We start from the raw sequence: 26,594 nt of genomic DNA, 5'->3' as shown, positions 1-26,594 counted from the left end.
GGCCACGAGGTCTCCGGTATGAAGTTCTTGCTTGGTCGCAGAACCAGATACCGGAGACCTCTTCAGTTATCGATCACCGCCACGCCGTAACCTTCACCGGCCACCACGACTTCTGAAACACGCCTTAGGAGCGCTAGCTTCGCTGCGCCGCAGGGCCACGGCTGCCCGCATCGGCGGCACAGCCACAGCGGGCGCATCGGCAGATGTTCCGCCTCGGCTGGCGCGAGCCGGTTCGCCGCGAGACGGCGCTGCTGCCCGGTCACCGGCGACCGCCCTCGCGGGCCTGCTGCTCGAACAACCGACGCCACACGTAGGTGAACAGTGGCGAATCAGCGGGCCGTACCTGCCCCTGCGAGGACGTCGACGCGGGCTCGGGGCGCCGGCACTGACCGGCCATCGCGTTACGCGAGACGTACACCGTCATGCCGCCACCGCCATCCGAGACGATGAGCGGTGGGCTCGCCGGGGGAAAGGCGAGCCCACCGCCACATCACGGCAGCTGGGAGCAGCCCGCCGATCACCCACCCACGCAGCCCTCATGGCGGTACCCAGGTGGGGAAGACACCGAGACAGTTCGCTCCTGGACGGACCGACTTGGCGGCCAATGCCGCGCCGTAGTGTGCCCGTCATCGATCCCTCCACCTGCAGCTCCCTCTCAGCCATCCCCGACATCGGCATCGACATTTGCCGGTGATCGGGGGTGAACTGAACGTAAGGGCGAGCGGTAAGGAAGACCGGGAAATCCGTACCGGGTTCGGCGGTCATCGAAGGGCAAGGTAGACGGTGTGCGAGGGATGACAGACGACATGACGATCGGCCAGCGCGTCGCGTTCTACCGGCGCAGGCGAGGCCTCACCCAAGATGTGCTGGCCGGTCTGGTCGGCAAGACACCGGAGTGGTTACGCAAGGTCGAGACGAACCGGGCTGACCTGGACCGACTGTCGGTCATTCGCGCGATCGCCAAAGCCCTCGACGTATCCCTCGGGGACCTGATCGGCGCACCGAGCCTGTTCGAGTGGTCCGACGACTCAGGTCGCGAGACCATCCCCGCCTTACGCGCCGCGCTTCACGACTACCGGCACCTCGCACCCACGCTGGCCAGCACGGCCATCGTCGAGGCTCCCGCCCTGCGTGAGATCGAGAACGATGTCGCCGAGATCTGGACCGCCTACCAGCACTCGCGCTACGGCACCCTCGCCCGCCGGCTCCCCTACCTGATCCATGACTGCCTCACCGCCACCGAGGCGTACGACGGGGACGACCGCGAGCGCGCGCACGCGATGACCGCCTACGCCCACCAACTCGCCGCGTTGTTCCTCACCAAGCTCGGCGAAGGCGACCTCGCCTGGACCGCCGCCAGTCGAGGTCTGGCCGCCGCCAACTCCAGCCACGACCATGTCGTCATCGGCTCACTCAGCCGCTGTGCCGCACATTCGCTGGCATCCATCGGCGAATACGCCCAAGCCCGCGGGCTCGCCGCCACTGCGGCGCAGTTCCTCGAACCACAGCTCGCCAAGCCAACGCCGCAACTGTTGTCGGTCTACGGCAGCCTGCACCTCGTCTGCGCGCTGGCCGCCGCCCGGGACGACGACCGCTCCTCCGCGGACACCCACATCGCCGAGGCCGATGCCGCCGCGCAGCGGCTCGGCAACGATGGCAACCACGTGTGGACCGCGTTCGGGCCGACCAACGTGTCGATCCACAAGACGACCGTGGCGATGGAACTGGGTGACGTGCAACGCGCCATCGCCATCGGCGTTCCGCTCGACACCGGTGCCCTGCCCGTCGAGCGGCAGGTCAGGCACGCCATCGAAACCGCCCGAGCCCTCGCCCGGTGGAACCGCATCGACGACGCGCTCGCCGCGCTCCTGGACGCCGAGGTCATCGGCCCGGATCAGGTGCGCTACCACCGGCTCTCCCGCGATCTCGTCCGGGACATCCTCACCCGGCCCCGGCCACCCCGACTGGCCGTCGAGCTCAGTGACCGGATGGGCGTCCGGTCGGGAGGCCCACGGTGGTAGCTGTGCTCAGATCAGCCGGCTCGTGTAGCCGGCCGCCACCAGGCGCTCGAAGGCAGCTCGCACGTCGCCGGGCACCTCCTGCGGGACTGCGAAGCCGCGCTCGGCGTACACCTCAATCCGCTGAGTGTCGCCCACCAGCATGTCCACCACCCGCCGCAGGTCGCCGATGCTGCGCACGTAGTCGTCCAGTTCGAGAGGGTTCGACGCGCACACCACGTCGACCTCCGGCCACATCAGCCTGCATGTGGCATAGGCCCGACGCTGCTGGTAGGGCCGCGACATGATCAGAACCGACTGCACCGGGATCTGCCGTTCAGTGAGGAGCTTGCGCGAGTACTCCAGGTTCTGGGCGGTGTTCGTCGCACGCGGTTCCACGAGAATCGCTTCCGCAGGTACGCCCTGCTCGATGGCGTACTCGCGATAATGCACCGCTTCACCCCGTGGGAACCGTTCGACGGTCGTCGGGGCGTTCGCGCCAGTGAACACGATCCATGGGAACAGGCCCTCGTGAAACAAGCGGGTCGCGATGACAGCCACGCCGAGGTCATGACTACCCAACCCGATCCCCACGTCGCACGGACGCAACTCGTGGTGCATGTCGTGGTAGCGCCACAACGTCTCCACGTCCGCCCGGATGGCGTCAGGAATCGCCTCGGCCGGTGCCGCTGCATGCCGGTTCATCAGCACCTACCGGGCAGGGCCGTCACCGGGCACCCTCGTCGGACCTGCCCAGGGCCGCCAGCCCTGCCCTCGCCACCTCCAGAGGAACGACGGCGGCCACCGGCTCGTCCCGCTCACTCAGATAGACGACCTGCCCCTCACGCACGCTCCGCAGTAGTTCAGGTAGCACAGCCGACAGCGGAAGGTCGTCAGGCGTGGCGTAGGTCCGGTCCGCGCTGGGTTCCCTCATGCCGCCAGCGTAGGGGTAGCGGGGCAGCAGGATGCGGCGAGGCGACACCTGCCATTCTCGCCCGGCACCTGCCATACCTGCTCATCCGGCCAGTGGCGATACAACAACTGCTGCGTAGTCGTGGCGACCGCGTTCCGCAGCGGCTCGCGGAGCAGGTCGGCCCGCAGTCGTTCCTCCCGCTCGGCGTCCTGGGCGACAAGAAGAACCGCCCCGACCGGCACCAGCCGGTCCGCACGCCGGTAGCCGGCCCACAATCCACCCAGCCCTGAAACCGGCCGCTCGTGCTCGGCTACAACGTCACCGGCCGGGCCATGATCGACATGGACCAGGAACCGCAGGCATCGCCCGTCCTCCAGCCAGACGCCGTAGCCGTCCGCGCGCAGCTGCGCCAGGTCGTGCTGGCGCAACCGCGCCGAGGTCTCCATGGTCGCCAGCCACTGGAACAGCTCGCACCGCCCCGGGTTGCGCCGCGACACCTCGACCAACGGCAGGAACAGCAGAGCATCCGCCGCGCCGGAGGACCGCTGGCCCAACCGCAGCGGAACCGGCCGCCCCGACGCCGTCAGGGCTCGCCGCAGCACCTCTGTCCCCTCAGCCGTGACCCCATACCACCAGGTATGGGTCCGGTCCTCCGCCGAGCGCTCGCGGCACACCAGTCCCGCCTCGTGCAGCCACACCAGGTCCCGGTGAGCCGTCAGCCGCGACACCGCACAGACAAGTGCCACGTCCAGCGTCGACGCGGAACCGTGCTGTGCCAGGTACGACAGGATCCGCCACCGCCGCAGGGACAACCGCCGCGTGGCACCCTGGTCACCCATCTTTCGATGATCCCTCCGCGCACCGGCAGTCCGACATCCTGTTTTCCTACGGCCGTAACAGAGAGTGGTGAATACTCCGACCGCAAGATCGGGAATCGGGACCACCGTGACCGGAGACCGCGTTCGGCGCAGGCCGTTGGGCAAGGCGTCGGCGGGCCGCGAGAGCGCCCATATACCCAAACCGTGGTTTTGGGGCCGATTTTGGAGATCACTGTTCAGTGAATCAGCCGAAGAGCTGAGGACAGAAGAAGCGAAGCGGTCAAGCCGGGCCACCAAAAGTTGATCTCCACGGATAGCACTGCATCGCGGCACCGATCTCCAGAAACGCCTGACACGCGCTTTCCGACTCGGCGATGACGTGCCTTGCACCGAGACAGCGGTTACTAGAAGTGACAAAGCCAAGCGAGCTCTCCGCGCCGGCCTTCGGCTGAGAGGCTGACCCTCACCCCTACCGACTAGCGCCCGATCCACTCAGATGTGAGACTGTCTATGTAACTAAATGTGCCCGGGCAGCTGCATTTAGCGATGTGGGTGGTTCCGTTGGAACAGCTTCCGTTGTGGGGACCGAGCACCGACGAAGGTCCGAGACCGAAGCCAGTCCTGACACGACCAGCGACCCTCCGCCTCCTGATCACAGTGAAGGCGGCACCCAACCCCTCCGCGCGATACGGGGAGACAGTCTGCGTCGGGGCACTTGGCATGGACCCGCCCTGGACGGGTTGGATCCGCCTCTACCCGGTCCACTATCGAGACCTCGACGACGACGGCAAGTTCCACAAGTACGACATCATCCACGTCGAGGCACTGCCAGCCAGTCAGGACCAGCGGCGCGAGAGCTGGAAGCCGATCGTGGACACCATCACCACCGAGCGGCACATCGCCAGTCGGCAGTCGCGTCGGAACCTCCTTGATCCACTCGTTGAAGACTCCATGTGCCGGCTCAACAAACAGACCCGCGAAGACCCGAGCGCGCGGTCGATCGGGCTGGTTCGCGTTACCGACATCTCGGCTCTCCAAGTCAAGCGACATCCCGGCTGGTCGGCGGAGGATCGCAAGAAGATCACTCGCTACTTCAACCAGCTCGACCTACTGGAAACGACCGAGCGCAGCCCGCTTCAAGCACCACGATTCACCGGCGCCTACCGATATCGGTGCGCAGACCGTCATTGCCGCGGTCACCAGCAGACACTCTGGGACTGGGAGTTCGTCGCTCTACAACGTCGTCTGAGCAAGCTCACCGACGCGGAGGCTGCGGAGCAGTTGAGACACAAGTTCCTCACCCAGCTCTGCGCCGCCGACCGCGACGTCGCGTTCTACGTAGGTAACCAAGCGGCCAGACCGCAGTCCTTTAGCATCGGCGGTGTCTACGCACCGAGACAGCCCGCCGCGCGATACCGGCTGCACCTCAACCGATGATCTCGGCCAGCACGTCGGCATGGCACGCATCCTCGACGCGGCACCAGCACGCCAGCTGCTTCCCCGTCAGTTCCCGCCGCGCCCGGTCGACAAGGGCCGGCTGCCCCACAAGCCACTGCCGATAGAGGCGTAACGCCTCCGCCCGATCATGCTTTCGCAGGCTGAACGGATTGGCCCAGGGAGAACGCCGCAACCCGAACCCCTGCCGCCCCACATACACAGCACCGGGCGGCACCACCGGGTGATAGAGGTCCCCCTGCACGCGAACCCGCCGACGTCTCCCCTCGCCAGCAGCGAAATCGCCAACGACCGGTTCCGAACCACTCACCGGCCGACGAGATCTTCCCCACCGTGCACACCCCACCAACTCGGCGCGTGCCTGCGCAGCGTTCCCGAGAAGCGGGTCAGCAGCAGCCAGTCGGCGTCGAGGATCAGCGCGGCGTCCTCCGGCCGCTCGCCCAGCACCCGGGCCACAGACGCCAGCATCTCCCGCGTCGCCCGGTCGGAGGATTCGCCCTTACCCAGCCGGAAGCCGATGTTGACGTACCGCTCCGGTTCCCACTCCCACACCGAGCCGTCACCATCCTCGGCCTCGAAGTAGCCGTGGGAACCGGCGTAGATGCTCAGCGTGTAACCACACCGATCGCTGAGGTCCGCACTCAACGCCCGGGGCCTGCCATCTACCGCCGACTCCTCGACACCGCCCGGGGCGACGACGCCGGCCAGCACATCGAGAGGAATGTCGCCTGCCAGCGTCAAGCGGTACTCAGTCGCCATGGATAGCCCTTCAGTCTCGTCGCAGGATCTGGATTATCGCCCCGCGGCGCGTCACCGCCACCAGTTCCTTCAACCCTGCGATCGGCCAGTCGTCGAACTGCTTCTGCAACGCCGCGAGATCGCCACGCCAGTCGTGAAGGTTCACCACCACCCGTTGGGTCTGCTCACTGGCGATCTTGTCGGCAACCCCACTCCACACGCCTCGCACGCTCTTCGCTGGCGTCGGGGAGTAGCAGTCGAAGACATGTCCCTCGACCAGGTAGTCGGGATCCTTGCCCGGCTTACCGGAATCACCGGTACCGAGCCGGGCTTCCGCGACCTCCTGCCTGGTCGGGTTCTGGTGGAGTAGGTATCCCTCGCCGGCGACGGTATCGGCACATTCGTTCTCCAGTTCCAGGGAGCGCCGCACGCGTTCGTCCTCCTTCGGAGGAATCCGGGTACGTCGACCGGTAGGCGAGCCGCCGCGCTCTCCGGTGGGCTTGCGCGTCCACGGCGTCGTCACACCCGTGCCGCCGGACGGTGTGGGAACCGAGGCAGGGCTGGTCGGTACGGCACCGCCAGCCCCGCTCAGTTTCCCGAGGACCCCAGCTGTCGTGCCTCAGCGATCGCCGCCTCAATGGCCTGACGGGTGGTAGCGGTGCGCTGGACCAGCATGACAAGCACCTGTTTGACGCTCTCCAGCGCTTGGAGCAGCGGCCCTGGCTGCCCACCCCGCAAAACCCCCACGACAAGCTGCTGCGCCTCACCGACGTGCGTGATCGTGGCGGCCGTCTGGTCGCGGATGCCGTCGACCGCACTCTGCAGCGGAGTCAGCCCGGTGATCGTCTCCCCCGGACTGGCCTGCTCCCGGACACCAGCGGCCACCTTCGCGGCATCACCGATAGCCCCGGCGAGACCACCCAGTCCACCCCGGATGGTGGTGATGGCCCCGCGAACCCGCGCCACACCGGCAGCGACCGCAGCGAATCCGGCACCCGCAGCCCGCAGCGCGATCTCCTGCGCCTGCTTGTCAGCAGCGGCAGCCAGGCCCTGCGCGCGGTCGACCCCGGCGGCCAGCGTACGCAGCTCCGTAGTGATCTTCTCGACGTGCGACACGCTGCCGGATTCCTCCACCTGGCGACGAGAGCCCCTCAGGAGGTCGAACCTACCGGCACGGCACCGACGTCACCAGACGTCGCGGAGCAGTAAGCGATCCCGCCGACGCCGGCCTGGTCCAACGGCTCCCGAGCACCCACCGAGCCACCACCCACCACCGGCGTACGCGAAAAAGGCCCCAACCGGCAGAGAACCACCAGGTCAGGGCCTTGCTCGTTGGTGCGCCGCCAGGGACTCGAACCCCGAACCCGCGGATTAAGAGGCCGGTCAATGCTGTATTCATCGGTCCCGTACGGCGCCGGCAGTCCAGGATTTCCCTGTCAGTCCGTAGCTCGTAGGCCGTCGCGTGCCACCGGATGCCCGTCTGTCGACGGCGCGCGAGCACCCGGCGAGCACCCGAATTCCATGTCGTGGATGACCGTACACCAGCGGAGCACCAGCGCTCTTCGGCCGGCCAGGCTACTGAAAGCGGTTGGCAAAGAGGTCCTTGCGCTTTGTTCGCGTCCGTCGTACGGTGCAGGAGTCGGGACGTCGGTCCGTCCGTCTCCCCCTTGCTTGCCGCTTCCTCTCGCGGAGCCCACATCGCGGCGTGAATGCCTAGGGCTGAAGACCCCGCTTGCGGCACCACCCGTCTGATTGCTGAAAACGTTTGGTCTATCTGGGCGGACCGCTTGTCTCGCGCGTTCCCATACCTGTCGGGCCCCACGCTGCCGCACCCGCGGGCAGCTTCGCGCCCGCCGCGAGAGGAGTACCACCATGAGCGCCGGATCCCATGGCGCATTGCAGGATCCCGTCGGCGCCTGGCTGGCCAAGGCCTTCCCGCACCAGCATGTCCTGCGCGCCAAAATTGCGGCGGACCTTCGCCGCTGTCCAGTCCTGCTGATCGACCCGCCGAACAAGTCGTTCTTCGGCCATGTCGTGGAACTCGCCATCGGCCTGATCTTGTGCGATCAGGGCCCGTACCTTCGCCTGCTCCGCTGCCTCGACCACGGCCCCGCGACCCGGCTGCTCAGCATGGCGGGCTACCAGCCCACGGCTGGCGCCGCCACGGCATACGACTCCTGGCGCCGTACCGACTCAGCGCTGCACCCGGCGCACATCTTCACCGCCGCCAGCCGGCTCGCTTCCGTCCATAGCCTGCTCAACGACCTCGGCGCTCGCCACTCCGACGCGGGAGATGTCGCACGTCGTCTCCTGCGGCAATACCCGAGGCTCCTCAACAGCCGTCCAGACGAGACGTACCACACGAGGCGTGCGTTCCGCACCGTCTGGTCCAGCTACTCCAGTGGCTTCCACAGCGCTCTCCAGTCCTACGGGCCTGCGACCGCACACCTGTCCCTGCTCGACGGACACCGTCACGCCGACTTCCTCCTCGACACCACCCTGCTGGAAGTGAAGAGCGGCCGACTCGATGAAGATCGCTACCTTGACGACCTGATCCGTCAGATCATGACGTACGCGCTGCTCGCCCATCACGACGGCCACCGCGTCACCCATGTCGCCGTCTACGCCGCTCGATACCAGCGACTATTGCGATACCGCATCGATGAGCTGGCAAACCAGCTCGCCGGCACACCCATCGACCTCACCGCAACCGGAGCCCACCTGGCCACCCTCATAAGGGACCGGCCACACCGAAGGCCGGCCGCCTGACCGCGAGAAGCGATCCGGGTGCACCGCAATCGACCACTCGACCCATAGGCCTTCGTCATGAGGTAGACAACAAAAAGCACTTTCTATGGGATGTCTCGTAACCCTGGCGTCTGTCTGTTGAGGAGGGCAGGGCAGGATGCCTGGGTGCAGGTGATCACGGCAGCCCGCCCGGAGTGGATCTTTCCGTTCACCGGGCTGCAGCCCGCCCAGTTCCGTAAGCTGGTCCGGCTGGTCGCCGAGCGTGGCGGTGAGGGCATCGCTGATGGCCGGCCGGGCGGACAGTGGGCCCTGGACATACCGGATCGGGTGCTGCTGGTGGCCGCGTACTGGCGCACGAACTTGACGATGTGGCAGATCGTCCCGCTATTCGGGGTGTCGCACTCTGCGGCGCATCGGGTCATCGACACCCTCGGCCCGCTCCTCGCGCTGGCGCCGGTGCGTAAGCGGCCGGTCGAGCAGATCGCGATCGTCGACGGGACTCTGGTCCCGACCCGTGATCACCGCCTGGCCGCCCGGAGCAAGAACTATCGGTACTCTCCTGCACCCCCTGCTCGCGGCGAGGTCGCAAGCAGTGAGGTTTTTTCATCGTGATGGGCCTGGTCACAGTGGGTGCGGGAAAGGGTCGGTCGACATAGGAGGAGGCTCCCGGTAAGACAGCAGTCGACCAAAACCCGATGCCCCAACCGGGAGCCTCGCTGTGCTGTCTTACCCGTCCGCGGTCGCGCTGTCCAGCCGTACCCTGAACCACCTGGCCGACCTCATCCGCGCCGAACGCACCCGCCGCCAGGGCCGGTGGCGACGCCTCGACGCCGGCCGGCAGGCCCTACTCACCCTGGCCCATCTCCGCAACGGTGACCCCATCTCCCGTCTTGCCTGCGGCTTCGCGGTCAGCGTCACGACCGCCTGGCGCTACGTCCGGGAAGCCATCGACCTGCTCGCCGCGCATGCCGATGACCTGAACGCGGCCATGCGGCGCATCGCCCGCCTCGCCTACGCGATCCTCGACGGCACCCTGATCCCCATCGACCGGGTCGCGGACCAGAGGCCGTACTACTCCGGGAAACACAAGCACCACGGAGTCAACGTACAAGTCATCGCGGACTGCAAGGGACGTCTCGTCTGGGCCTCGCCCGCCCTGCCCGGTGCCGCGCACGACCTGACCGCCGCCCGCACGCACGGCCTGATCGACGCTCTGAGCTGCGCCAACGTGATGACCTTCGCCGACAAGGCCTACCAAGGCGCCGGCGGCAGCATCGCCACGCCCTTCAAGCGCCGCCGTCACCGGCCACGACTGTCCCGCCGGCAGAAGACCGTCAACCGGCACCACGCCAAGATCCGCGCCGTCGGCGAGCGTGCCGTCGCCACCCTCAAGGGCTGGAAGATCCTGACCAAGCTCCGCTGCTGCCCCCGAAGGGCCACCGCGATCATCAAGGCCATCCTTGCCCTACATCACGGCCCGACCAGCCAAAACCCACGATGAAAAGCGCTCAGTGCCAAGCTATCCGTCAGCGCCGGCACCACTTTAAGGGCGGGACGAGAAGCACCCAGGCACCCAGGGAAGCCATCCCTGGGTGCCCTCGCATTGATGCCGTCTAACCAGATCGAACTTCGCTTGCTCCCTCAGCATCAGAGTCTCCCGCTCGCTGCCGTGGGATGGCACGGGCCACCGGGTGACGGGGACCGTGCCCGGGCGGCGGGGTGAGGGTCGACGTGTAGCTCTCTCCGTCCACCAACGGGTTGGTCAGGCTAACACCGGCGGCGGCCATCCGATCGTACTCAGCGAGGAGCAGCTCCTTGGTCCGGTACTGGCCGTACTTGGCCTCGTCCTTGCGCTTGACGATTGGAAACGTCTCCATGATGTAGTCGACGTCATCACGCAAGACTTCGAAAAGATGGAAGAATAGGGCATCCAACTCTGCGCGCATGACCGCGCGCCGCTCCTCGTCCCACCTAAAAGGTGCCTGGTTGTCGCCGAGGTCAGAAGCGAAGCCTCTGATGTCGTGTGCGGTATAGGTAAGTTCCAGCACCCGAGGGATAATGAAGTGCTCATGCGGCGCGAGCTGCCGGGGCGTCGGAACTGGTATCTGATGCAAAATAAATGTGTTCACATGAGTACCAGCAACGCTTTGTCTAGCAACAAAATCAACGACCCACGATGACAGGGCGGCAACAAAGCAAGCTGGTGAGCCGCTGCTCGCTCGAGGTAAGGCTAGCGGTAGCGTATTACCGACGGCCACAAGCGGAATGACTGCGGGGATTAAGGTCCGCTCGTTCGTGGCATTCGTGATCGAACGCCAGCCAAGCAGCCAATCGCGTTGCCATCGATCGGCGAGCCGCTCTTTGATGTCTTCAATCCTGACAACAAAGCGCCCGGAAACCGGGCTAGGAAGTCTCTTATCGTAGCTCGCCAACTCCCGCCACGACGAAGAAGAGAAGCCAGACCACCGGTGATCGTAAAGATGGACCATCTTTCCCTCATACAGCGACTTAGCTGGAAAAGTTGATCCATCTTCAGCGGCAACAAACTTGTCCGAATCGTGAGTCATGTCGAACATCTGCATGTGGTCTAGTTCCCACGTGTTTCCAAGCCGTGACCGTTTATCCCAAAGTATTGGGAACTTGCTATAGAGCGACAGGGCGATCTCCGCGTCGCGGCGGGAGCGGAAGACGGGGCAGGTGCCGGTGTTGGGGTTGAGGAGGTTGATCTCGTCGGGAGTGAGGGCGAACGACTTGCCAGCGTCGCCCAGTTCGGCCGGATCGTGGAGGAAGAAGGCGAACTTGGCAGCCGGTTCGCGCAGCGCGCGGCCCGCGAGGGAGAGGATGCTGAATTTGAATGAGCGATGCACGCCCGGAAATAGCGGCGCCGCGTTTTCGAAGTCGTAGAGCGCCGTAATCGAGCCGTTGGCCACGAGGTCCTTGAAGAAGAATTGCGTAGTGGCGTCCGTCGCAATGCCCGTCGGCACGATTACGCCCATTCGGCCCCGCGGCCCGGCCAGCATCCGATCGGTTTCGGAGAAGATCGCGTAGGTGTTGATGTCCCCTCGGCCAGTGAGCGGGTAACGGCCGCCGTTGCGCAGGAAGTGGCTCTCGCCTTCCGCCTTCCGCTTGGCCGCCTCGAAAGCAGCATAAAGCGGACGTCGGCTCTCGTCGTCCTTCAGCTCAGCGATCAGCCTCTTGCGAGCGGCAGCAGTCTTCGCATTCGCGATCGCCTCATCCCATTGTGCGAAGAACTCCTGGTCCTTGATTCGAATACGCTCCCATGGTGGATTCCCTAGGACGCAGTCGAAGCCGCCTGCCCATCCCGTCGCCGGGTCCACGCCCGCGCCATACTCGGGGACCTCGAAGACCTCGGGAAATTCCAGGTGCCAGTGGAAGAACTGGCACTGGTCGCGCAAACGGATAATCTCGTCGTGGGTCGCCTGCGGTGCGGCTGCGGCGTCGGGGTCCGCCAGTGCACGGAATGCGCCGTGGGTGACGGCGGGTGGGGCGTCCGGCGTCTTCCTCCACATGAACGCGGCGCACCAAGCGTCCGCCACGTGCAGGGCGCGGGCGTAGTCGGCGGAGGTCTTCCAGCTCTGGTAAGCGGACGCCTGGCTGCGAACATCGCCGAGGTTGTCGGCGGGGGCCGCCGTGATACGGCGCAGGCCCTGGGCGAACAGGGTGTTGGCGACCCTCGCCTCGGCATCCAGGTCGAAGAGGCTGCCCTGGTTCGCCCGTTGCTGGGCGTTCTGCTTCTCCAGGCCCTTGGCGTACATCTTGTCGTCGCCCTCGATGGGCTTGAACGCCGCGTCGGGGATGCCTTGCTTGAGCAGTGCGGGCGTGGCCCCGATCAGGGCGTTGCCGCACTTCACGTGGGCGTCGAGAAAGCTCAGCGGCTTGCCCGGTTCCAGGGCCTCCATCCAGAGCGACACCTTCGCCAGTTCAACGGCCATCGGGTTGATGTCAACGCCGTAGATGCAGCGGGCGACCACCTCGTGCAGGGCGTGGCGTACGGCGTCGACGGTCGGCTCGGGGTTGCGTTCGCGGACCGCGGCGACCCGCTTGGCGATCCGGCGGGCTGCGGCAACCAGGAAGTGGCCGGAGCCGCAGGCCGGGTCGCAGACGGTGAGCGACAGCAGCTCGTCGACGATGGCGTCGCTCGGGTCGGGCTGCCCGGCGGCGGTGCCGGCCTGCTCGGCGCGCTTGACCGCGTCGTCGATGACCGGGTCGAGCGCCGAGTCGAGCAGGCACTCGATCAGTGAGGACGGGGTGTAGTAGGAGCCGGTGGTCTTGCGGGTGTTGCCGGCGAGTTCGACCAGCTCGAAGGTACGGTCCACGGCGCTGTGCTTCGGCACCAGCTCCAGCAGGGACTCGTAGATCGAGCCCAGCTCCTCCGCGTCCAGGTTGCGGTAGTCGACCGACCGCCACCGGCGGGTGCCGGGGTCCCGCACCTGCGACAGGTGCCGGACGGCCGTCAGCAGGTACTCGTTGGACAGTGACAGGCCGTCCAGCGGCTTGTCCGCGACCGGGTCGTGGTCGAACAGTCCGCCGAGGCCGGGCAGGCCCAGTTCCGGGCGGCCGCTCTCGTTGCCGAGCGCGTCCAGGACGATTCGCAGCGCCTGGTAGAGGTCGCTGTGCGTGGTGCCCCGGCGGCGGTGCGCGTGGGCCCGCAGCCGGGCGGACGAGAAGTAGGCGGCGTACCGGTCCCGGGCCTGCTCGTCGGCGTCGGGGTGGTGCAGCGCGTCGCGGTCCTCGGCGACGAAGAGGAAGAGCAGCCGGTAGACCAGGCGCAGCAGGGCGTTGTGCAGGGCCTGCGGGTCGACGTTCTCCCGCAGCGCGCCGTTGTCGGGGTGGCGCAGGAAGCCGGTGCCGAGCGCGGTGATCGCGTCCTGGACGCCCTTGCGGAGCTGGTCGAGCGCGCGGGTGCCGGCGGCGATCGCCTCGGTGCGCCACTTCTCCAGCCAGCAGGTCGACGGGGCGGCCCCCTCCCCCACCTCGAAGCGGGAGACGTGCAGCAGGCGGTACAGCAGCACGAACTCGCTGAACAGCTCGCCGTCGAAGATCGCCTCCAGGTCGAACTCGACGTACGCGGCGGTGGCGAGCGCGCTGGAGTCGCGCAGCAGCCGCAGCTGGCGGCCGTTGGTGAGCACCCCCCAGAGGTGGGCCTCGGAGCGGTTCAGCAGCTCCTGCACCAGCGACTGCGGCGGCACGCCGCCCGCGCCGGCCGGCCGCTTGTCCAGCGCCGCGTTCCACGCGATCAGGTGGATCGGTACGTGGTTCCAGCGGTGGCTGATCGCGAACGTCTTGCCTCCATCGTCGGAGGCGATGCCCGAGGCGCCGACGACCGGCAGGTGGCCGAAGCCGAGTTCGTTGAACAGCGGCAGCAGCCACTGGCTGACCGCGACGCCGGTCGGGTCGGCCGGCGTCTCGGCGTCCGGGGTGACAGGGAGCTTGGTGCGTAGCTCCTTCCAGATGGACTTGAGGAAGTCCCAGTGCCGCTCGGTGTCGTCGCGCACCGACCGGGCGCCGACCACCCGGTAGTCGGCGGGCTTCGAGCCGGAGACGTCCCTGCCTTCGGAGATCCGGACCAGCATGTCGGCCGGGATCAGGCCGCCGATGGTGTGGACGGCGGAAAAGACCTGGTTACGGGCGGTGGCGGACATCAGGCGGTGCCTCCGGCGACGGTGGGGGTGGAAACGGCGGATGCCGGCAGGTAGACGTAGGCGCCGAGCACGTCGGCGGGTTTCTGAGCGGTGACGGTCAGGCCGCGGATGATCTCGCCGGAGGCGCTGCGGACCCGGCGGTGCGAGGCGAGTAGTTCGGCGGCGAGGTCTTCGCCGTACGCCTCGAGGTGGTCGGTGCTCGCGGGCAGGCCGTCCAGCAGGCGGCGCATGGTGTTCTCGGCGAAGGTACGGTCGGTGTTCTCGTCGGCGGTCGCGTCGAGCAGGCCGAGGGCGCGTTCGGTAGGCAGCCATGCGGCGGACGCGGGCGAACCCTGGAAGGCGAGCAGCCGGACGTCCTCGGCGACGAGTTGCCGGGTGCCGGTCCGCGACGGCAGGGTGAGATGGAAGCGGTAGCGGACCACGAGCAGGGTGGTGCGGCCGTCGACGGCGCGGGTGCGGATGACACCGCAGCGGCGGGCTGGCCGGGGGCCGGGGGCCTGGTCGTCGAGGGCGGCGTTGAGCACGTACCCGGCCAGCGCCACCACCGCCGGGTCGGTGCGGACGAGGGCGACCTCCCCGCGCGCCACGGCCGCGGTGGTGCGGAACGGCACGGGCCGGCCCAGCTCGACGGCGTCGCCGCCGAGGACGGGCGCGAGCGCGTCGCGCAGGCCGGCCGGCGTGCCGCCGAGTTCGGCGGTAAAGTCATCCGCCCCGCCCGGGTCGTTCCGTACGACGCCGTCGAGCGCGCGCAGGGCCTGGCGTACGAAGCCGCGGACCTCACCGGCGCCGCCGAGGGTGTCGCGGATCGCCAGGACCTCCTGGGCGACCTCGTCGGGGCGGATGGCGTGCTGGGCGAACCGGGACCGGGATGTCTTCTCCCGCTCCGCGGCCGACTGCCAGTCCGCCGCCAGGGCGGCGGCCTTCTTGTCGATCGCCTGATACTCCGCGGCGTCGAAGAGGCTGCCCTGCTCGCCCCGCTCGACCTGTTGTCCCCGGAGCAGCACCCATTCGACGATCGCGTCGGTCACGCCGGTGGAGGCGGCGTCCGGCACGGAGACGGAGATGCCGAGGTCCTTGCGGATCTGGCGGTGCTTCTTGATGAGCACCTCGAGCACCTTGCCGTCGATGCCGTTGTCGCTGCCGTACAGGGTGATGACCCGGACGATGTTGCGCTTCTGCCCGTACCGGTCGACGCGGCCCTCGCGCTGGTCGTGCCGGGTCGGGTTCCACGCCAGGTCGTAGTGGACGACCGCGTCGAAGTGATGCTGGAGGTTCACGCCCTCGGAGAGGCAGTCGGTCGCGATCAACACCCGCCGGGCGGCCGGATCGTCGCCCGCCGCCTCCGCGAGTTCCTCGGTGCGCTGCAGGCGCTGCTGCGGCGAGAGGGTGCCGGTCACGGCCCGGATCACCGTCTTCTTGCCGAGCGTGCCCTCCAGGTGCTCGGCGATGTATTCGGCGGTGGGGATGTAGCGGCAGAAGACGATCGGGTGGTAGCCGTCCTTGAGCAGGGCCTTCAGGTGGGTGATCAGCGCGGCGAGCTTCTTGTCCTCGGTAGGCCCCTCCAGCCTCTGCGCCTGGTCGGCCAGCTCGGTCAGCCGCGCCCCGGCGTCGTCCACAGCATCGCCGATCTCGGCGCCCGGCGCGACGTCGAGGCCTTCCAGCGCGTCGATGTCGGAGAAGTCGCTGGTCAGCGGGGTGCCGAGGCGGTCGGCCTCCTCCGCGCTGCCAGCCGCCGCGGTCGCCGAGCGGGTGCGCAGGGTCTGCGCGGCGGCGCGCGGCGAGGAGACCAGGGAACGCAGCAGGGCGATCGCGGACCACCAGGCGATGCGGGCCTCCCGCCGACCCTTCCTGTCCGCCGCGCTCACCCGGGCGCTGGCGTACGCGATGGCGTCGTCGAGCAGGGCCCGGTAGGCCGGGGAGAGCTTGTAGGTCTCGTCCTTGAAGTGCCGGTCCGAGGGGAACGAGGTCTGCTCGGCGAGCGAGTTGTCGGCGAGCCCGTCTTCCCTGGTCAGGTACTGCCGGACGTCGGCGCGCTTGCGATGCACGAAGTACTGGGCGAGCAGCCGGCGGCCCGCCTCGGAGCCGAGGTCGACGGTGGCGAGTTCCGGCTTGAGCAGGCCCAGCAGATTGCGGAAGGCACCTTCCTTGCCGCTGTGCGGGGTGGCGGTGACCAGCAGCAGGTGCCGGTCGGTGTCGGCGGCGACGCGCTGGAGCAGCTCGTAGCGGAGCTGGTTCTGGGTGGAGCTGTTGTCGTCGGCTGCGACGCAGGTGTGCGCCTCGTCGACGATGACCAGGTCCGGGCAGTGCCGCACGAAGTCGTCCCGGTGCCGGGTGGACTTGATGAAGTCGGTGGAGACGATGACGTGGGGGTGCTTGTCGAACAGGGACTGGCCGAGGTCGAGGCCGCGTTCCAGCCGGGAGACGGTGGACGCGAGCACCAGCTCGGCGTCGATGCCGAACTTGGTGCGCAGCTCCTCCTGCCACTGCTGGGCGAGCGCCGGTGAGCAGAGCACGGCCAGTCCCTTGGCGTCGCCTTGGGCGAGGAGTTCACTGGCGATCAGTCCAGACTCGACGGTCTTGCCGATGCCGACGTCGTCGGAGATCAGCATCCGGACGGTCTTCTGGCGCAGCGCCATCATCAGCGGCACGAGTTGGTACGCCCGCGGTTCGACCGCGATCCCGGCGAGGGACCGGAAGGGGCCGGCGCCGGACCGGAAGCCGATCCGCAGGGCGGACCGGAGCAGCCCGGCCGCGTACGCGTCGCCGAGGTCGGACGGCGACGGGGGCGCGAACTCGGCGCTCTTGACGGTTTCGAAGCTCGGGAAGACGGCGGCGATGTCGTCGTCCGCGCCGCCGAGCGGACGGAGGACGAGCATGTCGGGGGCGCTTTCCGGCAGCACGACCCAGTCACGGCCACGGGCGGTGACGAGGGATCCGGCGCTGAAGGGGGTGGTCATGAGGGGGGTCCTTGCGCGTCGTGTTCTGTTGTGGGTGAGGGGGCGGTGCGGATCAGCCGCTGGTGCTGGTTCCGAAGTAGTTGGCGTGTTTCGCGGTGATGGCGGACCAGTCGCCGTCGTGGGGGAACCGGACGACGTCCCAGCCCCGGTCGTAGAGCCGTTCCTGCGCCTCGGTGTCCCGTTCGGCGACGGCGGCGTGGTCGTGGACCGGCCCGTCGACGAAGACCGCGACGTTCGCGCCGGGCAGCCGGTAGACGAAGTCGGGCCGGGCCAGGGCTTCGGTCACGAAGGTCTGCGCCTCGTCGGGCAGGCGCAGGCCGCGCTGCTTGAGCCAGGTGATGAGCTTGGCCTCCAACGCGGTGTCCGACTGCGCGGTCAGGCGCTGGAGCTGCTCGGTGCGCGACTCACCCTGGCCGGTGGGTACGGCCTGGGCGGCGGCGAAGCGCAGCAGCAGGTCACGCACCAGGTGGCGGTTGATGGAGCGGTGGTTGAGTTGGTTGCCGTAGGTGAGCAGGCACTCGTAGCAGCCCCGCGCGCAGGGACGGCTGGGGTCGGGGCCGCCCTTGTCGGTGCCTTCGGGCTCGAAGTGGCAGATGGACAGCGCGTCGGCGGCGGCCCGCGCCAGGGCCTTCGACTCCGACTGCATCAGCCGCAGGACGCCGGCGCCGCCCTCGGCCGCCTCGGTGAACAGCATCCGCTCGCGCGGTCCCTCGTTCGGCGGCAGGAGCTCGGCGGTCAGCTCCGAGTCCTCCAGTTCGAAGGCCGCCTCGATGCCGCGCTCCAAGGCGTACATCAGGGAGAGCGCGACGTCCTCGTCGAGCGGCTCGTCGAGCTTGAGGACCAGGATGTTGCGCCGGTCCTCCACGTACGGGATGACCCGCTTCTTCCTGCGTTTCTCGTTGCCGTCCGCGTCGATGACCGGCATCTCGCTGGAGTCGCCGGAGGCTGCGCCGGCGTCGCGCTCGTTCATCCAGCGCCCGTCCGCCGGGTCGAGCCAGAAGCCGTCCGGCTCGTCCGGCTTGGACCGGACGCGTCCGATGTTGGTGATGCGGACGGTGGCCGAGTCGCCGTAGGAGAGCGTGGCCAGCTCGCCGGCAGCGTCGGAGACGATGGCGTCGCGGCGGCCGGGGCGGGCGCCGTGGTCGTGGAACCGGTACGAGGTGACCAGCCGGAAGCCCGCCCGACGGCGCTCCTCCTCGTCGGAGGAGATGCGTTCCCGGCGCTTGGTGTAGACGGTGCGCAGGTGCAGGAGACCGCTGGTCCTCTCCCCCAGGGTTTCGCCGCACATCTGGCAGCGGTCTGCGTTCTCCTTGATGTCGTGGTGGTAGCCGCACTGGGCACACCGCCGTGCCTCGCTCGTCACGACATCACCGGCCGCGTCCGGCGGCAGCTGGATGCGGGTGACCTGATAGCGCGCTCCCTCGTGGTAGATCAGCGCACCAGGGCCGAACTCCCGGATGGCGAGGAAGCGGGGACGCTGCAGGTAGTCGCCCTCGCCCAATCTGCGCCCCGTGGTGGGAACGTACGCGGCGAGGGGCAGTCGGGGGAACGAGTAGCCCGGCAGGAAGCCCTCGCTAGCGAGGTAACGGTACGGGTTGAAGTCCGAGAGGACGGACCTGCTGTCGGCGCTCTCGTTCTTGAGGAGGTTGAGCTGGGTCTCGGCCTCCTTGCGGCGGCCCACAGCGATTTTGCGGTCGCGCTCTGACAGGGTGTGGTCGAGAACCCGGCGGTTCTGCTCGGCCTGGTCGACCAGTGCGGCCTTGAACAGGTCCCGCCACCGGTCGAAGGCCCGGTCGAACCGCTCCGGTGTGGTTCGGACCGTGTCTTCGATCCACTGGTCGTCCCACCAGCTCGATTGGGCGTAATCGGTCAGGAGGCCGCCGAAGACTCTGCGGGCGGCGGCTGCGGCTCGGTCCTGCGAGTGGGTGTCGTGCAGCGCGGCGGTGATGTGGTCGTGCAGCGCCAGGGCGGGATTCGGCAGGCGCGAGTCCTCCGGGTAGCTGATGTCGATGGTCTCCGGGATGGCGCGTCCCAGCTTGATCCCCGCCTCGGCCAGCCAGATCGCCTGTACGTGGGACCGCACGAGGTCCTCGTTGGCGAGGTCCAGGCGAGGCGGCGCGACGGCGCCGGCGACCATACGGGCGGAGCGACGGAAGTAGTACTGGTCGTGGCTGTTGCCGGTGGCGCAGTAGGTGGTGACGAGGGCCGGCTGACCGGACCGGCCGGCCCGACCGCTGCGCTGGGCGTAGTTGGCGGGCGTCGGCGGCACGTTGCGCATCATGACGGCGTTGAGTTCGGAGATGTCGACACCGAGCTCCATGGTGGGCGAGCAGTAGAGCAGCTTCAGCTCCGCCTTGCGGAACGCGTCCTCGCGCTTCTCGCGCTCCATCGGATCGACCTGAGCGGTGTGCTCGCGGGCGGCGAGGCCGGCGAGGGTGCCGGCGGTGCTGCGGTAGAGGTCCCGGAAGAACGTGTTGACCCGAGGCCCGTCGCCGCTGGCGTAGGTGCGGGTGAGCGGGTCGTGGCTGCCGGTTTCGCCGGAGCCGGCGCGCCATACCAGCGAGGCAGCCGAGACGCGGTAACCGGTGATGCTGGGGCCTGCCGGTCCTCGGAACCGTCCGGCCCGCTGCGGCGCGGCCTGGATCTTGGTGAGCAACCCGGCGCCTGTCAGCACCTCCAGCAGATCGGCGATGACCGTTTGGGCGTCGTCGAAGGTGAGCTGTGTGCCGAAGTGGATGCGGCGCAGGTACTTGCCGAACTTGCCCCGGCCGGAGAGGAACAGGCCGGAACGGTCCAGGCCGGGCCGCGACGACTGCGGGTACGCGGTGCCAACCTTGGGTGCGTCGCTGGCGGACAGGACCCAGGGGTCGATCAGACGCTCCTCGCTCGCCCGCTGGAGCGAGTCGAACTCGTCCCGGAAGTACTGCACGTCGATGGCGAGGGCGCGGCGCATCTCGTTCAGCAGCGCGCGCATGATCTCGGCGCGCTGGCCCGGTTCGGCGTCGCGCAGCGCATCATGGGTCTTCGACCAGCGCTCCTGGTTCTCCGCGAGCCAGTCGAGGTCCTGATAGTCGATCTCCAGCAGCCCGGTCTGCTCGAGGTTGGGCATGGTGATCCGCCAGCCTCGTTCGAGGTCGAGGTAGAGACGGAAGGCGACGACGTCCCGCAGGGTTTTGGCGGCGTTGCGCGCCAACGAGGGCGGCAGATCTTCGCCCCGCGCGTAGTCGACGAGTTGCAGGCCGAGGGCGTCCGTCACTCGCGCGGCGAGCTCTTCGTGGGTGATGCCCTCTTCGCCCGCGTCGACGGCGGCCTTGTAGAGGGCGCCGCGCAGTTGGGTGATCTGCGCGAAATCGTTGAAGTGGCCGGCCTGGAGCGAGGCGTCCTGGCGGTTGTCGACGAAGGTCAGCAGCTTGCGGGCCTTCTTGTCCAACGCTTCGGGCGGCGCGCTGAGCAGCGAGCGGACGATGGACGCCGAGATCAGGGACGTCGCCGAGGACCGCCCCTCCTGGTCGAGGGTGGCGAGCTTGGCGAAGTCCTTGCCTCGGGTCTGCTCGTAGCTGACCCCGCAGTGGGCGCAGAAGAGGAATGGCGAGGGGATGAAGGCGGCTTTCAGCCCGCCCCGCCCTTCGTACCCATAGGGGTCCACGGTGACGGCGACCGGCAACCGGTCCCGATAGGAGGTACGGACGGCCTCCTGTCCGTGGTCGTCGAACTCCAGCCAGGATTCCGGGATGCGCCGCTCCTCGATGGCCTTCTCTCTGGTCTCTGGCCAGGGCCGGTCGGAGTCGATGTAGAGGTAGCCGTCCGTGGCGCGACCACCGGTCGCGATCGTGTCCCGGCGGGGCTCGTAGACGGTGTCGCCGTTCCTGGTGGTCCGCCACACCGTGAGGTACTCCTGGCCACACTCCCGGCAGAAGGCGAGCGGCAGCAGGATCTTCCCGTCGGTGCCAGGCAGCACGAGCTGGTAGTCGCGAGTGAGTTGGCGGGTCAGTTCGTCTTCCAGGGTCACGTAGACGGTGTCGCCTTTGGAGAGGAACTGGTGCAGCCGGAAGGCGAACAGTGGCCGCTCGGTGACCGGGTGCTTGGCCTCCGATCCGGCCTTCAGGGTGCGGCGGATCGCCTGGGCGCACTCGGCCGCAGTCAGTCCGCTCGCCTCGGCCAGTTCGACCGCCGCCTCCTCGATCTTGGCAGGCTTTTGCCGGACGAGGTTTCCGGCGGAGTCGACCGCGAGCCCGAAGCGAGTCTCGATCCACCGCGCCAGTGGGTCTTTCACCAGGTCGGCGTAGGCGCGAGGCGCCCCGGGCGCACTCAGTCGCTCGACGGGCACCGTGTCGGGAGGCTCCGCGGTGGCGCGGACCAGGGTCTCGCCGATGACGTTCGCCGGCGCGACCTCCGTGCCGAACAGCGTGGTGGCGACTCGGGCGACGACGGCGCGTTGGTCGTCGAGGGTGCCTTCGCTGGAGATGGTGGCGGAGGTGCCGACGCACTGGAGGTTCTCCGCTTGGCAGGCTTCCTGCACACGGCGGATCAGCAGCGCCACATCGGCGCCCTGCCGGCCACGGTAGGTGTGCAGCTCGTCGAAGACGAGGAACTCCAGGCCCTTCGCCATCCGGATCAGGGAGCGCCGGTCGTCCGGACGGGTGAGCATCAGCTCCAGCATCACGTAGTTGGTAAGCAGGATGTCCGGCGGGTTGTCGCGGATCTCCTTGCGCCGCTCGTCGCTCTCCTGGCCCGTGTAGCGGGCGTAGGTGACCGGCTCGCGCCCGGGTCCGTAGCCGTCCTGGAGGTACTTGTCGAGCTCCTTGAGCTGGCTGTTGGCCAGCGCGTTCATCGGGTACACGATGATCGCGCGGACTCGCTTCGCCGGCTTGGGGCCCTCCTGCTCCCGCGCCTTCAACACCTTGTCGGCGATCGGGACGATGTACGACAGCGACTTGCCGGAGCCAGTGCCGGTCGTCAGCACGTACGAGGCCCCGGACTGCGCCTTCGCGATCGCCTCGCGCTGGTGCCGGTGGAGCGTGAGCGGCCGGCCGTCGCACACGGTGCCGCCCTCGGTCTTCTTGGCCTGGAAGATCCGCGCGCACTCCCGGTGCAGCACGCCCTCGCTGACGAGTTCGAGGACTGTTCCGCCCGAGGCGAAGAACGGGTTGAGCGACACCCAGGGGTCGGGCCACTGGGTCTTGGCGTCCAGGTCGTCCTCGACGAACGCCGCGATCCGGTCGTCCCGGATGATCGTGCCGCCCTCGGTGAATGCCCGGTAGTCCTTGATGAGCCGATCGTGGACCCCGAAGACATCCATGCCCGCCCGAGCCGACTCCGCGAGCGCACCTTCAGCGGCCGAAGCATGCGCCGCCGGAGCGGTGGTGGTCGTTCCCCGGACCGCCAGGACGTATCGGACCGGGTCAAAGGCCTCCCAGCCGGGCACCTTGTCGGCGCCCTTGGCGAACGGGAGCAGGGCTTCGCGGACGGTTACGGCGTCAGCCGGACGATCGGCAGGATCCTTGGCGAGCAGACGCTCGATCAGCCTCGCCATGTCGCTGGGAACGTCCGACCGCAACAGTCGGATCGACGGGACGGGTTCCTCGAGATGCTTCTGGCCCAGCTCGTGCGAGGACTCGCTCAGGAAGGGCGGTACGCCGGTCAGCAGTTCGAACAGCACACAGCCCAGCGCGTACAGGTCAGCCGCCTGCGTAACCGTGGCGGCGAGGAACTGTTCGGGAGCCATGTAGCGGGCGGTTCCGACGGTGACGCCCGTGCTGGTCACCTTGCCGGTTTCGGTGTCGTCGAGTATCCGCCCCATGCCGAAGTCGAGGACCTTGACCGCACCGGTGCGCAGCAGCATCACGTTGGACGGCTTGAGGTCGCGGTGCACCACGTCTGCGGCGTGCGCGGCGGAAAGTCCGTCAGCGATCTGCGCACCCACGGCAGCGACCCAGGAGATGGGCAGTTGCGGGTGCTCGGAGACCAGGTCCCGCAGGGTTTCCCCGTCGAGGAGCTCCATCGCGATGTAGGGCAACTCATCGACGCTCGCGGCTCCCGCAATGATGCGCGGCAGGTTGGGATGCCCTAGCTTGCGCATGATGCGGACCTCACGCTCGAACCGCTGCCGCGCCTTGTTATCTGCGGACGTATCGATGACAGCGCCGGAGCGACTCCGGAGAATCAGCTTCAGTGCGACGATGCGGTCAGTGGAGCCTTCCGGCGCGGCCATGTCCTCGGCGCGATGGACCTCGCCCATGTTGCCCTTGCCGATAGCACTCTGCAGGCGGAACCTGCCCGCCACCCAGTCGTTTGTCCCCGTCACCCTCAACGCCCCTAGCTCGCTGCCCGCTCGCGAGAGGTCGATCATCAGGAGGTACGGCTGCCCACTCAGCCGACACAGTCCTGTGCACCGGACCCAACCAGTGCCCACTTCCTGAACGCTCTTCGCGATCCCGTCTGTGGAGTATGGCCGGTCAGCTGCAACTTGTGGTCGTCCAGTTGGAGATAACGATCAACCAAAGGTTGGCCACTTGACAAAGAGGCGCAGGACGGTTGTCCACCTGCAGGCGTCTTGCAGGATAGGTGGTGTCCATCCTGATCGGAACGGCTCGATGCCAGGTATAGAACGAAAGCCGCATTGACCAGCTACTTTGCCCTACAAAGGACAATCGTTCAGCCTCAAAAGGCCCCAACAGAAGGCGCTACGTCGTCAGCTGTTCGCGGGCGTCACGAGACCGCGAGCTAGGCCGTCGACAGCGAGTTGGACCAGCTGAGCGCCCAGCGCTGTGGCCTGTCGGATTGCCGACTCAAAGGTGTCCAGCCGCCGGAACGCCTCCCCGTGCGCCCGCTGCTCATCCAATGGCAGCCGCCGCACCTGCGCCCGCCGGATGTCGAACCGCAGCGTCCCCGACAGGCTCGACGCCTGCTTCTCGTTCGCCGATGTTCGCAGCTGCCCAGCCAGGAACCACGAGTACAGCGCCGCCGGGTTCGGCCGCAGCAGGTAGAGGTTCCGTCCGAGCAGCGCCCCCTCGGTCGTGATCACCCGGGCGGTGAGCTGCGGGGCGATCATGGGCACCACCACGTCACCGACCGCCAACCGGATCTCCTGGCCGAGCCGGCCGTCGTCCCGACTAGAGGGACCCTCGCCGCTCAGCACGTCCTGCACAGTCAGCACCGGCGGCCCGCCCGCTGACGGCTCGCCGCCCTCGGATGACACCGCGCGGATCGGGCCGATCAGTTGCAGTGCCCCTGCTCGGGCCAGCTCCCCCACCGACAGGAACTCCCCGTCTGGCCCCTCGGAGGCGAGCGTGACCTGCGGAATCAGCGCCGGCAGGTCGCCGACGATGGCGGCCAGCCGGTCTCTGGTGCGTACCAGATGTTCTCCGGTGGCCTCGCCCGCGACGGCGGGTTGCCGGCGGGCGGGGGTGAGGTCGACCTCCTCATCGAGCAGTTCGATCACCGGGACCGCACGGGCGAAGCCGGCCTCATCGATCTCGGCGTCAGCGGCGGCGGTGAAGGCCCGCCACACGGCGAGGATCCGCGGACCGGTCTCGGTCAGGTCGCCGCCTGCGGCGTCGATCAGCAGCGTCCGCGCCGGTGGCGGCGCATCGGGCGCGGGCCGCCGCAGCACCCACAGGTGCAGCGGTACTCCGTGCGGCGCTGCCGCCCGGGGCGGCAGCGCGATGACCGCGCGCAGCGCGCCGCGGCGTAGCAGCTCGGCGCGGATCCGGCGGCCGGCGCGGCGGCTGGCAACGGTGGGCGGCATCAGCAGTACGGCGTGCCGACCGATGCGCAGGTGGGCCAGGGCGTGTTGGGCCCAGGCCAGTTCCGGTTCGGTACGTGGGGTGGTGCCGACGATCCAACGTGGATCGTGGCCGAGTTCCTCGTCACCCCAGTTGGTGGCGCCGAACGGTGGGTGGCAGACGACGGCGTCGAAGGTGCGGCCGACGAACGCCTCGGCGCGCAGCGAGTCGCCGGTGCAGAGATCCCCGGGTACCTCCCGAAGGGCTAGCCACAGTCCGGCGAGCCGGGCGAGGGCCTCGTCGAGTTCCTGTCCGTAGGCGGAGGTGCAGCCGGCGCGGACGGCGGCCCGCAGGGTGGCGCCGGTGCCGGCAGCGGGGTCGAGGACGGAGCCACCGGCGGCGCCGGCGAGCTCGACCATGAGGTCGGCGAGGTCGTCGGGGGTGGCGAACGGGCGGCCGGGTCCGGGGGCGGAGAAGCGTTGCCACAGTTCGTCGAAGGCGCCCTGCGGGCCGAGTTCGTCGGTGAGCGCGTCGATGTCGGGTAGCAGCGGCTTCAAGTGCGGATCGGCTGGTCGGCGGGGGCGTTGGCCTCGTTGCCGGGCCAGCAGCAGGGCGCCGACGGCGGCGAGGCCAGCGGCTGGGGATTCGCTGGCCGCGGCGAGGTGCCGCCAGAGGCGGTCGGCGGTGGCGAGTTCGGGGAGCTTGCCCTGGGCGCGTAGCCACTGCTCGACCTGCGCCAGGTCGAACTCGGGGCTGGCCGGGGTGCCGCCCACCGGGGCGGGGAAGTCGGCGTAGCGCTTGCGCCAGTTGCTGACCGCGGCGCGACCGACCCCGGCGAGCCGGGCGATCTCCGCCGCCGTGATTGTCGGCGTCTCCTGCACCTCCGTAGTGTGTCACACGCGTCAAGCGACACATCCGTTGACACGATTCACAGATGATGCTCCCATTAACATCGTCACGCTCACAGCAGGAGGAAAACGATGCGCAAGACCACGACCCTCGCTCTGATCGCCACCGGCCTCGTCGCCCTGGGCTGCGGCGCGGGCAGCACCGACGAGGGCACCGGCAGCAAGTCCGACGCGGGTAGCGGTAAGGGCGAGGACAAGCCGAAGACCGCGCAGATCGGCCAGCCGGCCCGGGACGGGAAGTTCGAGTTCACCGTCAAGTCGTCCAAGTGCGGCGTCGCGAAGGTCGGCACCTCGATGCTCGGCGACAAGGCCCAGGGCCAGTTCTGCCTGATCACGATCAACGTCAAGAACATCGGCAAGGAGCCGCAGACCCTCGACGGCAGCAGCCAGAAGGCCTACACCGCCGACGGCACCGAGTACTCGACCGACACCGAGGCCGGCCTCTACGCCAACCAGGAGCAGAGCACCTTCTTCGAGGAGATCAACCCCGGCAACCAGGTCACCGGCGTGTTCGTCTTCGACATCCCGAAGAACGTGAAGCTCACCAAGCTCGAGCTGCACGACTCGGCGTTCTCCGGCGGCGTGACGGTTTCCCTCACCTGACCCAGCGCTCGACACGGGGCGGGCAGGCCCGTCCGCCCCACCCTTTCCCCTGTTCCCGATCCCTTCGCAC

Annotated in this window: 17 protein-coding genes and 1 pseudogene; 6 read left to right on the top strand and 12 right to left on the bottom strand. The window is 68.3% G+C overall.

Annotation, left to right across the window (positions count from 1 at the left end; all coding sequences use genetic code 11):
* Positions 1–259: 259 nt before the first annotated feature.
* The gene (amcA, locus tag E1165_RS29045; protein WP_165945248.1) at positions 260–424 is read right to left on the bottom strand and encodes a multiple cyclophane-containing RiPP AmcA; all 165 of its coding nucleotides are present in this window, start codon (positions 422–424) and stop codon (positions 260–262) included.
* 370 nt (positions 425–794) lie between these two features.
* Between amcA and E1165_RS17415 the strand changes: the two genes are divergently transcribed.
* Positions 795–2,021 carry a helix-turn-helix domain-containing protein gene (locus E1165_RS17415; RefSeq protein WP_207916930.1) on the top strand — a complete coding sequence of 409 codons (1,227 nt, stop codon included), beginning with the start codon at positions 795–797 and terminating at the stop codon, positions 2,019–2,021.
* Between the two features lie 6 nt (positions 2,022–2,027).
* Here the strand turns inward: E1165_RS17415 and E1165_RS17410 are convergent, their stop codons facing one another.
* The 3 genes from E1165_RS17410 to E1165_RS29560 are packed head-to-tail and all read right to left on the bottom strand — an operon-like array spanning position 2,028 to position 3,749.
* Positions 2,028–2,708, bottom strand: coding sequence for a YdcF family protein (locus tag E1165_RS17410; RefSeq protein WP_207916929.1), 681 nt, complete (start codon positions 2,706–2,708; stop codon positions 2,028–2,030).
* A gap of 16 nt (positions 2,709–2,724) precedes the next feature.
* Complete coding sequence (locus E1165_RS17405) at positions 2,725–2,931, bottom strand: hypothetical protein (protein ID WP_132392736.1); 207 nt, start codon at positions 2,929–2,931, stop codon at positions 2,725–2,727.
* Positions 2,928–3,749 carry a DeoR family transcriptional regulator gene (locus tag E1165_RS29560; protein WP_207916928.1) on the bottom strand — a complete coding sequence of 274 codons (822 nt, stop codon included), beginning with the start codon at positions 3,747–3,749 and terminating at the stop codon, positions 2,928–2,930. The genes E1165_RS17405 and E1165_RS29560 overlap by 4 nt, the downstream gene beginning before the upstream one ends.
* A gap of 525 nt (positions 3,750–4,274) precedes the next feature.
* On the opposite strand from E1165_RS29560, the gene E1165_RS17390 reads away from it, so the two are divergent.
* Positions 4,275–5,165 (top strand): hypothetical protein, encoded by an 891-nt coding sequence (locus tag E1165_RS17390; protein WP_132392742.1) that lies wholly within the window; start codon positions 4,275–4,277, stop codon positions 5,163–5,165.
* Here the strand turns inward: E1165_RS17390 and E1165_RS17385 are convergent.
* The 4 genes from E1165_RS17385 to E1165_RS17370 form a co-directional block, all read right to left on the bottom strand.
* Positions 5,155–5,493 (bottom strand): DUF4326 domain-containing protein, encoded by a 339-nt coding sequence (locus E1165_RS17385; protein WP_243704833.1) that lies wholly within the window; start codon positions 5,491–5,493, stop codon positions 5,155–5,157. The two genes, E1165_RS17390 and E1165_RS17385, sit on opposite strands and share 11 nt — an antisense overlap.
* Entirely contained in the window at positions 5,490–5,942 is a 453-nt protein-coding gene (locus E1165_RS17380) for a SitI3 family protein (RefSeq protein ID WP_132392730.1), read from the bottom strand. Before E1165_RS17380 ends, E1165_RS17385 begins: the two co-directional genes overlap by 4 nt.
* Before the next feature lie 10 nt (positions 5,943–5,952).
* Entirely contained in the window at positions 5,953–6,351 is a 399-nt protein-coding gene (locus tag E1165_RS17375) for a hypothetical protein (RefSeq protein ID WP_132392728.1), read from the bottom strand.
* 158 nt (positions 6,352–6,509) lie between these two features.
* Entirely contained in the window at positions 6,510–7,037 is a 528-nt protein-coding gene (locus E1165_RS17370) for a DUF6244 family protein (RefSeq protein WP_132392740.1), read from the bottom strand.
* A 756-nt stretch (positions 7,038–7,793) separates the two neighbouring features.
* Here E1165_RS17370 and E1165_RS17365 point away from each other — a divergent pair.
* The 3 genes and pseudogenes from E1165_RS17365 to E1165_RS17355 all read left to right on the top strand — a co-directional run bounded on the left by E1165_RS17365 (position 7,794) and on the right by E1165_RS17355 (position 10,170).
* On the top strand, positions 7,794–8,690 hold the full coding sequence (locus E1165_RS17365; protein WP_132392726.1) for a hypothetical protein: 897 nt from the start codon (positions 7,794–7,796) through the stop codon (positions 8,688–8,690).
* A gap of 144 nt (positions 8,691–8,834) precedes the next feature.
* Positions 8,835–9,227, top strand: a pseudogene (locus E1165_RS17360) (transposase family protein); the annotation flags it as partial.
* A gap of 160 nt (positions 9,228–9,387) precedes the next feature.
* A complete protein-coding gene (locus E1165_RS17355; protein WP_132392724.1) occupies positions 9,388–10,170 on the top strand; it encodes a transposase family protein in 783 nt (260 codons plus the stop codon).
* A 112-nt stretch (positions 10,171–10,282) separates the two neighbouring features.
* Here E1165_RS17355 and E1165_RS17350 read toward each other — a convergent pair whose 3' ends face one another.
* From E1165_RS17350 to E1165_RS17335, 4 genes are all read right to left on the bottom strand, one after another.
* Complete coding sequence (locus tag E1165_RS17350; protein ID WP_132392722.1) at positions 10,283–14,332, bottom strand: Eco57I restriction-modification methylase domain-containing protein; 4,050 nt, start codon at positions 14,330–14,332, stop codon at positions 10,283–10,285.
* Positions 14,332–17,289 (bottom strand): DEAD/DEAH box helicase, encoded by a 2,958-nt coding sequence (locus E1165_RS17345; RefSeq protein WP_132392720.1) that lies wholly within the window; start codon positions 17,287–17,289, stop codon positions 14,332–14,334. The genes E1165_RS17350 and E1165_RS17345 overlap by 1 nt, the downstream gene beginning before the upstream one ends.
* A 52-nt stretch (positions 17,290–17,341) precedes the next feature.
* Positions 17,342–23,638 (bottom strand): protein kinase, encoded by a 6,297-nt coding sequence (locus E1165_RS17340; RefSeq protein WP_132392718.1) that lies wholly within the window; start codon positions 23,636–23,638, stop codon positions 17,342–17,344.
* 342 nt (positions 23,639–23,980) lie between these two features.
* Entirely contained in the window at positions 23,981–25,894 is a 1,914-nt protein-coding gene (locus tag E1165_RS17335; protein WP_132392716.1) for an N-6 DNA methylase, read from the bottom strand.
* A gap of 99 nt (positions 25,895–25,993) precedes the next feature.
* Between E1165_RS17335 and E1165_RS17330 the strand changes: the two genes are divergently transcribed.
* Positions 25,994–26,524 (top strand): DUF4352 domain-containing protein, encoded by a 531-nt coding sequence (locus tag E1165_RS17330; protein ID WP_132392714.1) that lies wholly within the window; start codon positions 25,994–25,996, stop codon positions 26,522–26,524.
* The last annotated feature ends 70 nt before the right edge of the window (positions 26,525–26,594 follow it).

It is taken from the genome of Micromonospora sp. KC723, from assembly GCF_004348595.1.
GTDB lineage: Bacteria > Actinomycetota > Actinomycetes > Mycobacteriales > Micromonosporaceae > Micromonospora.
Note: the sequence above shows the minus strand (reverse complement) of the source record. Positions and strands in the feature narration are given on the sequence as shown.